12 protein-coding genes are annotated in these 12,656 nt (G+C 55.9%); 3 read left to right on the top strand and 9 right to left on the bottom strand.

What is annotated here, in order from left to right; all coding sequences use genetic code 11:
- The 4 genes from MJA45_RS08245 to MJA45_RS08230 all read right to left on the bottom strand — a co-directional run bounded on the left by MJA45_RS08245 (position 1) and on the right by MJA45_RS08230 (position 3,646).
- Positions 1–951 carry a cation diffusion facilitator family transporter gene (locus tag MJA45_RS08245; protein WP_315606785.1) on the bottom strand — a complete coding sequence of 317 codons (951 nt, stop codon included), beginning with the start codon at positions 949–951 and terminating at the stop codon, positions 1–3.
- 172 nt (positions 952–1,123) lie between these two features.
- Positions 1,124–2,032 (bottom strand): protein translocase subunit SecF, encoded by a 909-nt coding sequence (gene secF, locus MJA45_RS08240; protein ID WP_315606784.1) that lies wholly within the window; start codon positions 2,030–2,032, stop codon positions 1,124–1,126.
- Positions 2,022–3,257 (bottom strand): protein translocase subunit SecD, encoded by a 1,236-nt coding sequence (gene secD, locus MJA45_RS08235; protein WP_315606783.1) that lies wholly within the window; start codon positions 3,255–3,257, stop codon positions 2,022–2,024. Before secD ends, secF begins: the two co-directional genes overlap by 11 nt.
- 137 nt (positions 3,258–3,394) lie before the next feature.
- Positions 3,395–3,646 (bottom strand): post-transcriptional regulator, encoded by a 252-nt coding sequence (locus MJA45_RS08230; protein WP_315606782.1) that lies wholly within the window; start codon positions 3,644–3,646, stop codon positions 3,395–3,397.
- Between the two features lie 217 nt (positions 3,647–3,863).
- On the opposite strand from MJA45_RS08230, the gene spoVB reads away from it, so the two are divergent.
- Positions 3,864–5,411, top strand: coding sequence for a stage V sporulation protein B (spoVB, locus tag MJA45_RS08225; RefSeq protein WP_315607966.1), 1,548 nt, complete (start codon positions 3,864–3,866; stop codon positions 5,409–5,411).
- Positions 5,412–5,423: 12 nt separating this feature from the next.
- Here spoVB and MJA45_RS08220 read toward each other — a convergent pair whose 3' ends face one another.
- Positions 5,424–6,101: a DUF421 domain-containing protein gene (locus MJA45_RS08220; RefSeq protein WP_315606781.1), complete on the bottom strand. Its 678-nt coding sequence runs from the start codon at positions 6,099–6,101 to the stop codon at positions 5,424–5,426.
- A 188-nt stretch (positions 6,102–6,289) separates the two neighbouring features.
- On the opposite strand from MJA45_RS08220, the gene MJA45_RS08215 reads away from it, so the two are divergent.
- Positions 6,290–6,679: a TIGR04086 family membrane protein gene (locus tag MJA45_RS08215; RefSeq protein ID WP_315606780.1), complete on the top strand. Its 390-nt coding sequence runs from the start codon at positions 6,290–6,292 to the stop codon at positions 6,677–6,679.
- Positions 6,680–6,860: 181 nt separating this feature from the next.
- A complete protein-coding gene (locus tag MJA45_RS08210) occupies positions 6,861–7,691 on the top strand; it encodes a phosphatase PAP2 family protein (RefSeq protein ID WP_315606779.1) in 831 nt (276 codons plus the stop codon).
- 191 nt (positions 7,692–7,882) lie between these two features.
- On the opposite strand, the gene yajC is transcribed toward MJA45_RS08210, so the two are convergent.
- From yajC to MJA45_RS08190, 4 genes are read right to left on the bottom strand one after another with little or no spacing between them, the layout of a single operon-like run.
- Positions 7,883–8,218 carry a preprotein translocase subunit YajC gene (gene yajC / locus MJA45_RS08205; protein ID WP_315607965.1) on the bottom strand — a complete coding sequence of 112 codons (336 nt, stop codon included), beginning with the start codon at positions 8,216–8,218 and terminating at the stop codon, positions 7,883–7,885.
- Between the two features lie 30 nt (positions 8,219–8,248).
- The gene (gene tgt / locus MJA45_RS08200; protein ID WP_315606778.1) at positions 8,249–9,391 is read right to left on the bottom strand and encodes a tRNA guanosine(34) transglycosylase Tgt; all 1,143 of its coding nucleotides are present in this window, start codon (positions 9,389–9,391) and stop codon (positions 8,249–8,251) included.
- 15 nt (positions 9,392–9,406) lie between these two features.
- Complete coding sequence (queA, locus tag MJA45_RS08195) at positions 9,407–10,477, bottom strand: tRNA preQ1(34) S-adenosylmethionine ribosyltransferase-isomerase QueA (protein ID WP_315606777.1); 1,071 nt, start codon at positions 10,475–10,477, stop codon at positions 9,407–9,409.
- A gap of 7 nt (positions 10,478–10,484) precedes the next feature.
- Entirely contained in the window at positions 10,485–12,584 is a 2,100-nt protein-coding gene (locus tag MJA45_RS08190) for a SpoIID/LytB domain-containing protein (RefSeq protein WP_315606776.1), read from the bottom strand.
- Positions 12,585–12,656: the final 72 nt, after the last annotated feature.

Below are 12,656 nucleotides of genomic sequence, written 5' to 3'. Positions count from 1 at the left end.
TTAGTGAAGAAGCGTAGGGTAAAGATCGGCATCCGCTTCCGGACTGCTTTTGTAAGGATAGCCCGGATCGTAAGGCTGCACTTGTACAATGACTTCCGAAACATGAATAAACCGTTTAAGCAGATAATGCCGGACCATCTTGGCGATTTCGCTGCCTTCCATCACACTGATTTTGGGATTGACGCTTATTTTCGCCTCGACTACGACATAATGTCCTTGTTCTTTGGCTTTCAGGTCATCGACCGTAATAACCCCTTTAACACACTGAACCGCACGGATCAGCTCCTCGATATCATCGCGGTGCAGCAGACGGTCCATGGTCTGATTGACGGCCTCCGCCACCAGCCGGTAACCTGTCTTGAGGACAAGCAGGGAAATAAAGAGGCCTGCCGCCGCATCCAGATAGTAGAACTGGGGAATGTCATAATAGCTTCCCGCAAGTGCTCCTGCAATTCCGATAAAGGCGGCGAGCGAAGAATAAACGTCCGAGCGCCCCTCCCACGCTCCTGCCACCGACAACCGGTCGCTTAGGCGCCGTCCGGGTTTCTTGCCGTACTGGGCCAGCAGCTGCTTGCCGATCATGGTAAGGAGCACGATGACCGCCGCATACCAGCTCGGAGGGGTCCCTACTCCGTGATAAATCGTCTTAAGCGAACTCAGGGCAATCTCCAAGCCCAGCATAAGCAGCAGCACGGAGATGACAATCGCGCCCACGTACTCGGCATTTTTCCGTCTTCCGGCATATTCTTCGTCGGATGAAGGGGCGGTCCGGGTACCGACCAGCACCGCTATCCATCCTACCATATCCGAAGCCGAATGGGCGGCATCCGCCAGCAAGGCGCGGCTTCCCGCCAGCCAGCCGAACGTTCCTTTGATTACGGCAAGAAACATATTCCCGACAACTCCGACCCAAGCGGCATTCTCCGCCTGTACAACTCGCTTAGTAGACATCCGGCACCTCTTGTGGGAAAAGTATAAATACGTTCAAGACATGGCGATCAACAATGGTTCCCGTCTTGCGAACAGGACCTCTTAAACGGAAGAGTGCTAAAGATATCACTTGCAGGCGGCATGTTCAACCTCGAAAAACGAGAAGCCGCAAGAAGTCTGCGGCCCGTTTCGTCTATTCTTTTGCTGGCGTCAGCTTGCCCTGTTTCATCGATTTGTTTTTCATGACCAGCCACAGAGGGCTTGCAATAAAGATGGAGGAGTAGGCTCCGCAGAAGAGGCCGAGAATAATGGCCAGAGAGAAGTAGCGGATCGACTCGCTGCCGAAGATGAACAGGCAGATGGCTCCGACCAGAACGGTAATGACCGTGTTGATCGAACGGGTCATCGTTTGCCAGACGCTGGCATTCACCAGCTTGGCCAGATCGTCGAAATTCTTGAGCTTGGCAAAGCGCATGTTCTCCCGGATCCGGTCGAAGATAACGATCGTATCGTTGATCGAGTACCCGATAATCGTCAGAATGGCAGCCAAGAAGGGAAGATTGACTTCCCAGCGGAAGATCGAGAACAGGCTGACGACGATAAACGCGTCATGCAGCAGGGCTAGGATAGCGGCCACCCCGAAGCGCCATTCGAAGCGGATGGCCACATAGATAATAATGCCCAGGCTTGCGATCAGGACGGAGTAGATGGCCTTTTGCGCCAACTCCTTCGCCATGGTGGTATCCACGGTGTTCTCCTCGAAGCTAACCTTATCGCCGTAGGCTCCGGAGAAGCCGCTCTTGATCTTGGCTACCTCTTGCTCGGTCAGCACTTTATCGAAGCGCAGCGAGGCCCGCTCGCCGCCAACCGTGACGCTGGGGACTTCCTGGCCGGCTTCCTTCACCAGCTGCTCGGCCTTTGCTTTGTCAATGGCTTGTCCGGCCGTTACGTCGATGGTGGTTCCCGCCTTGAAGTCCACGCCCGTTGACAGGCCGAAGATCAGCAGGGAGGCGATTCCGATAGCGGTGATGATAAGAGACAGCGTAAAGAACAACCGGCGGTTCTTGACTACATCGAACCTTACATTGTAATTATAGCGCATGAATTTCGTCCTCCTTCACTCCAAAGTTCCCAGGTTTCTTGGCTGCATTGGAGCGAACAAGCAGTTGAAGCAAGAAGCGGGACAAGAATACGTTCGTGATGAAGCTGACCAGAATACTGAAGATCAGGGTAAGGGCAAAGCCCCGGATGGCCCCGGTTCCGATGAAATAAAGCACGGCACCCGCCAGAATGGTCGTGAGGTTGGCGTCCAGGATGGTCCGGAAGGAGTTTTTAGAGCCCGCCCGTAGAGCGGACAGGATGCTTTTGCCGCTGCGGATCTCTTCCTTGATCCGTTCATAAGTAATGATGTTGGCGTCGACCGCCATCCCGATTCCGAGAACGAAGGCCGCAATGCCCGGCAGCGTCAAGGTAGCGTTCAGCAGAACGAAGACGAGCAGAAGCAGCCAGCTGAACACGATAAGCGTGACCGTGGCCACAATACCCGGCACCCGGTAGAAGAAGAGCATGAAGAGAAGAATCAGACCGACGGCAATCAGGCCCGCCATAACGGTGCTGGTCAAAGACTTCTGCCCGAGCGTGGCGTCCACCTGCTGGGTGTATTTCTCCGTCAGCTTAAGGGGAAGGGCCCCCAGGTTGATGGTATCCGCAATATTTTTGGCTTCGTCCAGGGAGTAGCTTCCCGAGATGGTGGCCGTTCCGTCCGTCAGCACATCCTGAACCACGGGAGCGGAAAGCTCCTTGTCATCCAGGTAAATGGCGAGCGGCTTACCGAGAAGGCGTTTCGTCACATCCGCAAACTTGTCCTTGTCCTTGACTTGTATGGAAATCATCGGGCGGTTGTACTGGTCGTACCCCACCTTCGCCGCGCCGGGAACAAAGTCGCTTCCGATCATTTCATTCTTCCCGTCAGGTCCCCGGAAGGTAAGCTCGGCCGGCTTCTTCAGCGTCTCGCGAACTTTAGACGAGTCTACCCCGCCCGTAGCGATCCGGACGCGGATGCGGTCCTGGCCCTCCGTCGTAATGTCCGGTTCCGCGATTCCCGTCTTGTTTACGCGTTCCTCGAGACTGCGCGCCGTTTCCGTCAGGGATTCCTTCGTGACCGGCTGGCCTTCCTCAAGCGGGGTGGCCACATAAAGGATTTCGAAGCCCCCTTTCAAATCCAAGCCGAGCCGTACTTTGCTAACCAAATACGGAGTCGTTGCCCCCACTACGGCGAGGAGCAAGACCGAAATCAATAAAAATGCCGTAAACCGTTTGCGATCCATGCTAGAGTTAAGCTCCCTTCCCTATCCAATATTCCCATTATACTCACCCTCCAAAAACCAGTCAATTTCATGAAAAAGCTTACAGCTTTCCAGGCGCGCTGCCTTACGGCATGAAAAAAAGAACCTTTGCGGGGTTCTCAGAAGGGCGCTCCTTTGTAAGCCTGCATCGTAAGCCAGTTCATATAAGACGTAATTTTCAAAGAGAGGATGTCATTGACCAGACGATGCAAGGGAGGCTCCCCCGTCTTCTCGTACCGGGCCCGGATGCAGTTCCAGATGTCGTGAGCGGTCACCTGCTCGTAGCCCAGCATGACGAACTCCTCCGCTTTACTGAGGCAAAGGGCCTCCATGGCCTTCTCGCTGATGGGTTCCACCCGGTCTTCTTCCATTATGCTTCTGCCCTCCTTACCTTCCTCTCTTCCCTATTCGCCACAACGGAAGAAAATCCTGCCCGCCTTTTGAAGAAACCCCGTCCAGCAAGCGGCCACCCTTCCTGTCCAAGAAGAAAGCATGAGCTTGGCCATCGTCCGCATAATCATAGGTAGACGGCGTTGAATCCAAGCCAGGAAGAAGGTATCCAAATTGACCAACTACAAGCAATCCTTTATGAAAGGCACCCTAATTCTGCTCGCGGCGGGAATCATTAACCGGATTCTCGGATTCGTGCCCCGAATTGCGCTCCCCCGGGTGATCGGAGCGGAAGGGGTCGGCCTGTATCAGATGGGATACCCCTTTCTTATCGTCATCCTTACGCTAACAACAGGGGGCATTCCGCTTGCCGTCGCAAAGCTGGTGGCGGAGGCCGAGTCGGAAGGAAAGGAAGCCCGGGTGAGGCATGTGCTTATGATGTCCCTAGCCCTTACCAGCGGCTTGAGCCTGCTATTCACCGCCTTCTGTCTCGCAGCGGCTCCTTGGATGACTTCCGTTCTGTTCACGGACAAGCGCGTGTACTGGACCTTCCTCTGCATGAGCCCGATTATCCCTATCGTAGGCGTTTCTTCGGTCTTTCGGGGGTACTTCCAAGGCAGGCAGAACATGATTCCGACCGCCGTTTCCCAGGTGACCGAAACGCTTATTCGTATCGTCGCCATGCTGGGGCTTTCTCTGCTTCTGATGCCCTACGGGCTCGAATATGCGGCAGCCGGAGCCATGCTTGGGGTGCTGATCGGGGAGATAGGGGGGATGCTGGTCCTGCTGCTGGAGCATGCCCGCACCCGGAAAGCCTACAAGCTGTTCAAGCGCGCCACCATCGGCAGCGGGAGCTCCTTTGGAGGAAGAAAGGATGCCCTGCGCCGGCTGATCCGGCTTTCCGTTCCGGTAACGGCGAGCCGGCTTGTCGGATCCGCCTCCTACTTTCTCGAGTCCATTCTCATCGTGCAGAGCCTGGCTATCGCCGGAGTGGCTACCGTGGCCGCCACCGTGCAATATGGCGCCCTGCAGGGGATGATCATCCCCATTCTGCTGCTGCCAAGCGCTCTCACGTTCTCGCTGTCCACTTCTCTTGTTCCGTCTCTATCCGAAGCCGCCGCCCGCAAGGACATGCGGACCATCCACAGCCGGCTTCACCAGTCCCTCCGCCTTGCGCTGGTGACAGGCGCCCCTTTTGCCGTGTTTATGTATGTGCTGGCCGAGCCGATCTGCTACTACCTGTACAAGAACGGGGAAATCGGCGTCATGCTCAAAATGATGGCCCCCGCCGCTTTATTTATCTATTTCCAAGCACCGCTTCAAGCCGCCCTTCAGGCCCTGAACCGCCCGGGAGCCGCCTTGGTGAATACGCTGATCGGCTCGGTGGTCAAGCTGGCCCTCATCGCCCTCCTGGCGACGAAGCCTCAATTCGGCATTCTTGGCGCGGTGATGGCGATTATCGTTAACATCATGCTCGTCACGCTGCTTCATTGGAACAGCGTGGCCCGCCTGTTGAAGTTCCGCATGCAGGTGTCCGACTTTCTTAAGGTGGGCTCGGCCATGGGCATTACCGCCGTCTGCTGCTGGTTCATCGGCTTTGCCGGGACCACCGAAACCTCTTTCTCCCGTTTGATTCTATCCCTCTCGACCGGGCTGCTCGTCTACTTGGGGGCCATCCTTGGATTCAAGCTGATCGAGCCCGGCGATTTCAAGCGGCTTACTCTTCTTTTCCATAAAAAAAGATAACCGTAAGGAAGCTTATTTGTCCTTTCGGTCGATAAACAGCCGGCCTTTGTAATCGATAGAGCAGAAAAAGACATCCTTGACATCCTGGACGCCCTCCGCCTGCAGCCGGTTTTTGAGCCAGAATCTCGTTTGGCCGAGCTTGGCCAGGCCTTCCTCCTGGACCTTTCCGTCCATGATGACAACCACCGGCAGGCTTTGCAGCTTATAGTCGGCCTTTGGCCCCGGAGCCTCCTCCGTCTTCTTGTCCTTCTCCACGACCGTCAGCTTGCCGGAGGTTTCGAGGATCGCGAATTCCACATCCGCCACGTCCATCACCCGGTTCTGCCTAAGCTGAACAAGGAGATCATCGAGACTGTACCGCTGCTTTCTCATCTCTTCCCGGTTCATCCGGCCGTTCTGAATCAGGATGCTGGGCCTTCCCTCAAACCAGGTTCTCAACGTTTGGTTGCGCAGCGAGACCAGGGCCAAGGTAATTTGCAGCGCAACCAGCGTAAGAATGGGAATCAGCCCCTCTCCAAGCGGTTTGCCGGTATCCTCAATGACGAACACGCCGATTTCCGCAATCATAATCGAAATGACCAGGTCCACCACCGAGAGCTTGCCGATTTCCCGTTTGCCCATAAGCCTCATCACCGCAAAAATGACCACATAAATAAGGATGGTCCGCAAAACCAGTATCCCATACTCCACCGGATTCCCTCCCGCGCCTCCCGGCTTCCAATTACCAGATAGTCTGGCCTGCGGATCCCGCCCCCATTCGAGCCCACTCCTCTCCCGCCTTACCAATTTCAAGCAGCAGCCGAATCCTTCTGGCGGACAAACCCGGTCATATTCCGGACAACCATCCCATAGAATGGTGGAAAAGGAGGTTGCTGCGGATGAAAGCATGGAAAGATTCGGAAGCCCCCCGCAAAATGCCGCATGTCTTCTCGGGCCTGCTCTACGCCTTTCTTATTATGGGGGGAGCGGCGTTTCTTCTAGCTCTGCTCCTTCTGCTTGGCGGGCAGAAGGAAGAATCCCTTCCCGCTTCCCGTTACGTCATTCACGCCATGTCCCTATTGGCCGGAGGCTTCATGGCGGGAAGGAAATCGGGAAGCCGGGGCTGGTATGCGGGCGGAATGACCGGGCTTGCTTACAGCGCCATTATTTCCCTTACGGGTTATTTGGGCTTCGACAAAGGCGTGGATTGGACCAGCGTGTGGTTCACCGTTGGGGCTTTCCTGGCAGGTGCCTTAGGCGGGATGACGGGAGTCCAAACCAAAAAATAACACGTCCTTCTCTCATCTTCACTCCCCCTTAACAATTGTGCTATAATACTTAGGTTGTTGAAGCGGCCCAACCGACTGCCTTCGGCCGGTATAACTTGGATTTCACGGGCGGAGGGGCCGGCAATTCCGGTCTTCCGCTTTTGCCTAGATTAGGGGGAGCCTTATGATTCTGTTCCACTCCATGACCGAAGTCACTGTCTGGATTACCGTAGTCGTCTTTTTTCTTCTTCTGTTCGCCTTGCGCGTCAATCCGTTCCGGGCGGCGGGAGCTTTTGTTCAGGAACTGTTTACGAACCGTAAATTCCTTCTGCACTTTCTTGCTTTGATCGGCATTTTGTTTATGAACAAAGTGGAGTTGATTCTCGAGAACCGGATGGTTCAGAAGAACGATTTCACTTCTGATATTTATCGGCTCGAAGGCGATTTTGTAGCCGCGGTTCAGCATCTCTTTCGAAGCGACTGGCTGACGATCGCGTCAAGCTTTTTTTATGTAGTGGTCTTTACCGCCATCATGGTGGCCTCACTCGGCATCTACACCTACCAGAAGAACCATAAGCTGTTTTACGCCGTTTGTTATGCCATGATGTTCAATTACATGATCGCCATTCCGTTCTATCTGTTCTTCCCGGTTAACGAAGTCTGGTACTACGCCTCCACCAAAGTGGAATTTCTGATGACTTCCGTCTTTCCGACCTTCGAACAGGAATATCGTCCCTTGTCGGGCTTGAATAACTGCTTCCCGAGCCTTCACACTTCCCTGTCCGTCACCATGGCCGTGATCGCGTGGAAATCGAACAGCGTGTTCTGGCGCCGGTTTACGATAGGCAGCGCGGCGTTTATCATCTTCTCGATCTTCTACCTGGGAATCCACTGGCTTACGGACATGTGCGGCGGTCTCCTGCTGGGCTTGTTTGCCGGAACCATGGCCCTTCGGTTAAGCGAAGGCCGCAGCCTCTTCCAGAACTACGTCGTGAGCTTTCTCAAGAATAGGGAAGTCGGCAAAAACGGTTAAACGGACAGAAACGTCCGAGGCTCGGAGAATTCCTGAAATCGGACGATAGTTATCTCAAATAAGCACCTATCCTCTTTTCGGACGGCCCTGGCGGCCATCGCGGTAAAGCGGAAGGTGCTTTTTGGTTGCTCCTGCTCCATAAGAAAAACCCCGGATAGTCCGGGGTTCGCCAGGGCCTTGCAGGAGCCTGCTTATTTCTTCTCAGGCGCCGGAGCGGCCACTGGGGCAGGTGCCGAAGCGCTTACGGAATTGATTGCCGAACGGTCAAACGTCAGCTTGGTTGCATCGTTGACCCTGAGGACGACCGTTTCGTCGTTAATCTCCATGATCGTTCCGTGCAGCCCGCCGATGGTAACGACCTTGTCCCCCTTCTTTAAGCCGCCCAGCATCATGTTGCGGGTCTTGCTCCGTTTCTGCTGGGGACGGATCAGGAGAAAATACAGCACCGCAAACATCAAGATGATCGGGAGCAGGGAATAGAGGAAGCTGCCCGATTGCTGGGTCGTTGTACCTTCCGCTAAAAACATCATTCCAAATGCCTCCTTTCGGTTAGTGGATCAGAAACCCCTCTCGTTCTCCTTCATGCCATACTGCTCAAAGAACTCATCGCGAAAATCGCCCAGCCGGTCCTCCCGGATCGCCTGCCGCACCTTTCTCATCAGATCCAGCAGGAAATGAAGGTTGTGATACGTCGTCAAGCGGATTCCGAAGGTTTCATCCGCCTTGATCAGATGACGGATATAAGCGCGGGAATAATTCCGGCACGTGTAGCAATCGCAATTCGGATCGAGCGGCCCGAAATCTTCCATGTACTTGGCGTTGCGAACGACCAGCCTTCCCTGGCTCGTCATGCAGGTGCCGTTGCGGGCAATCCGCGTAGGCAGCACGCAGTCGAACATGTCCACTCCCCGGATGGCACCCTCAATCAAGGCGTCGGGGGAACCGACCCCCATGAGGTAACGGGGCTTGTTGGCAGGGAGCAGCGGCACGGTATAGTCCAGCACCTCATACATGAGGGGCTTGGGCTCGCCCACGCTAAGTCCACCAATAGCATACCCCGGGAAATCCATGGAAGTCAACTCGGCGGCACTCTGCCGGCGGAGGTCCTCGAACATGCCTCCCTGGACGATGGCGAAGAGGCCCTGATCATTCGGACGGGCATGGCTGCGAAGGCAGCGCTCCGCCCAGCGGGTCGTCCGCTCGAGCGACTTTTTGGCATATTCATGCTCCGCCGGATACGGAGGACATTCATCAAAGGCCATCATAATATCCGATCCGAGGGCATTCTGGATCTCCATGGCCTTCTCCGGGGAAAGGAACAGCGTATCTCCGTTAAGGTGGGATTTGAACTGCACGCCGTCCTCCGAGATTTTACGCATCTCGCTCAAGGAGAAGACCTGGAAGCCTCCGCTGTCCGTCAGAATCGGCCGGTCCCAGTTCATAAACCGGTGCAGGCCTCCCGCCTTCTTGATCAATTCATGGCCGGGCCGAAGAAACAGGTGATAGGTATTGCTCAGGATGATCTGCGCATCCATGGTTTTGAGCTCTTCCGGGCTCATCGTTTTCACGGTAGCCTGGGTGCCCACCGGCATGAAGGCCGGGGTTTCGATCGTCCCGTGCGGGGTATGAACCTTGCCCAGCCGGGCCCCCGTTTGTTTGCACGTTTTGATCGGTTCGTACGTAACCGCCATAAGTTTCATCCGTCCTTTTATCTGCTAATAAATAAACATGGCATCACCGAAGCTGAAGAAGCGGTACTCCTTCTCCACGGCTTCCTTATAAGCCCGTAAAATGTTCTCTCTTCCCGCGAGGGCGCTGACCAGCATCACGAGAGTCGATTTGGGTAAGTGGAAATTCGTCAGCAAGGCATCCACGACGAGCAGGGGTACCCCCGGATAGATGAAAATATCCGTCCAGCCCGAACAAGCCATCAGGGTTCCTTCCGGAAGCCCAGCATCCCGGCTAATCCGCGCGGCCGACTCCAGCGTCCGGGCCGAGGTCGTCCCTACCGCCGCCACCTTGCCCCCTTCCGCTTTAACCCGGTTGATCAGCTCGGCGGTTTCGGGCGGCAGCTCGAAATATTCCTCATGCATCCGATGCTCCTCCACCTTGTCGGCGGAGACGGGACGGAAGGTCCCGAGCCCCACATGCAGGGTCAGGTAGGCGATATGAACCCCGCACTCCCGAAGCCTCTCCAGATAAGCCTGGGTAAAATGAAGCCCGGCCGTCGGAGCGGCCGCCGACCCTTCATGCTTGGCGTAGACCGTCTGGTACCGTTCCTTCTCGGACAGCTGTTCCTTGATGTAGGGAGGAAGAGGCATCTGCCCGAGACGCTCCAAAATTTCCGCAAAAATTCCTTTATAGGTGAACCGGAGCACCCGGCCCCCCATGTCGCTCGCCTCTTCAATAACGGCGGTAAGCGGAGCTTCCCCACCGGCCCCCGCTTCCGCCACGCCGAATTGAATCTGGGCCCCAACGGGAAGCTTCTTCCCGGGCTTGACCAACGCTTCCCAGCGATCCTCTCCGAGGGCCTTCAGAAGCAGTACCTCCGCCTTCGCTCCGGTATCCGCTTTGAAGCCAAAAAGCCGGGCTGGAATTACCCGTGTGTCGTTCAACACGAGTACGTCCCCGGCTTTCAGAAATTGATCCAGCTGCTCGAACATCAGGTGATCGACCGCCCCCGTCTCCTTGTTCAGGGCCAGCAGACGCGAACCCGTCCGGTTGGGCAGGGGCGTCTGGGCAATCAGTGATTCGGGCAGCTCATAATCAAACAAATCTACGTTCATGTATTCTTCAGTCCTTAACGATAGTAGCTCCGGAATAATAGTATGTCAGAATGTAGCGGTAATCATTCCCTTGCTCCGCCATCGCCCGGGCTCCCCATTGGGACATGCCCAAGCCGTGGCCATACCCTTTTCCGGTGAACAGAAACTGGGCGTCGGCCGTAGCAAGCCGTACCTTCCCACCACCGTCCATCATATACAGATTGTCTCCTTGAAGCGGCGTGGAGGTTCCTTGTGCGCTCAGGACATTCAAAGTGCCTGGTCCCCGGCCCGTTATCTCCTGCTTCGTTCCGTTTGCTCCTAGTACAGTATACCGTCCGGTCTCCTCGATATCAAACAGCGTACTCGGGAGCCCGTTCAGCATGGTACGGAAGCTGTCCGCGTAAGGTACCTTGATTTCACTTCCGTTAACCTTTAAGGAAATCACCCGGTTGGAAGGCCCCCTCGCTCCGGTCTCCAGACGGGTCAGCAGTCCCGACAGCGGAGACGTCAAGCCGGCGTTAATCTTCGGAAGCAGAACATCGGCTTTATAGGGACCGCGAATCCAGGCGTACTCGGTCGATTCCGGTGTACTGCCGATAATGGTGACGCGCTCGGCCGCAGCAAGCTGCCCGAGGACTACGCTGTTATTCTGGTTCGTTGTAGGAATCGACCGAACATTGACCACTTCGGTAGCCTGGTAGACCGGCAGGCCGGCCGGGTTCTTCTTGCCCGTGTCCTTCAAATAGGAAGGATGAACATACCCGACAGCCCCGTCCTTACGGACAACCTTGTACCATACCGGCTTGTCCTTCGAAGCTCTTTCGTCCGGACTCGGGACGCTCTTCAGGTAAGGAACACCGGCGTTCCACACTTCGGAGGATTCCGACGACATGCCTCCGGCATTGGAGGAGTAGTAGGGAGTGATCAGAGCCCCGGTCTTGTCGGCCAGCATTTCTCCGCGTGTCGCTTCCACGGCCTGGGTCACATCCGCATATTCATTTCCGTTGTATGCCTGGTCCGCCACGCTGTCGCTTACATGGGCGATCTGGTATTTGAGTCCCGCCTTCGCGGCGTAGGTTCGGGCCGCAACCGCCTGGGCTTTCAGGGCTTCCTTCGGCCATCCCGTATTCATCTCCGAGGTGACGACCGAATACAGATACTCCTCGAAAGGAAGCTCGTTAATGACGGCAAGCTTGCTGTTGAAGGGGCTGAGTTCGATCGTTCCCCGGTAGGCCCGATTCTTTTCTTTCACTTGAATCTTCGATTGCTTGGGCGAAACCAGCACCTTCTCCCCGTTGCTGTTGAAGGAATAGTGGGTGAGGCCCGAAGCCCCGTTCGTGCTGGCCGAAACATCCGTCCGTTTCATTAGATAAGGAGCTGCGGCATCCACAGGGGCAAGCGTAAGCCCGGGAGCGGCCGCAAGGGCTTGTGCCTTAACGGCTTCTAACCGGCTGGCTTCGCTTTCGCCGCCGAGCCACAGCGAATAAACCGGAATGCCGGCGTTCTCCTGAAGCACCAGCTCGGTCATGACTCCTGCCGCGGCCAAGGCGCTCTTCTGCTTAAGGGCTTCGGCTTCGCTCGAGAAGCTGCCGGTATTCCAGTATAGCGTTCCGCCCAAGCTCGTCCCGGCGGAATAGGCGGCCATTTCAGGCTTGGTAGTGAGCGCTGCCTTGGCTGCCGTTGCCTCGGCTAAGGTAACGTAGGGACCCGCCACGACCTGGTAAACCGGCTTGCCCAGGCTCTCATTCTTATAGATAAAGGAATTTTGCCCGGCCGCAGCCGCACTCTTGCCGGCGGCTTGCGCAGCGGCCCAATCGCCGGTCGTCAGCACTTTGACGGAATATCCGTTCAGACTGGCTTTGACCGCTTGGGGACCATTGACGGTATCGAGCGGAGCCGCTCCCGCAGCCGTCCGGATTCCCAGCGTTAATCCGCCGTCGGCGGAAAGGGTGACACTTGCGGTGTTGACCTTGTATTTATCCGCATTGATATACAAGGCGACCCGGATCGTATCCAGCTTGGGAGCAGCGGCCTGAGCCGGCTTCTCCCATCCGGGGGAGCCCGCCAGGGCAAAAGTAACAGCAGCAGTCAGGATAAGCTTCGTAGGACGGTTCAGCTTCCATTTCATGGGGCAGAGAATCTCCTTTTGGTCGTTAGCGTTATAAAGGGTTAGACTCCCCTCCGCGTAAAAAGTTGCTGC

The sequence above is a fragment of the Paenibacillus aurantius genome (assembly GCF_032268605.1).
In the GTDB taxonomy this organism is placed as follows: domain Bacteria; phylum Bacillota; class Bacilli; order Paenibacillales; family NBRC-103111; genus Paenibacillus_AO; species Paenibacillus_AO aurantius.
Note: the sequence above shows the minus strand (reverse complement) of the source record. Positions and strands in the feature narration are given on the sequence as shown.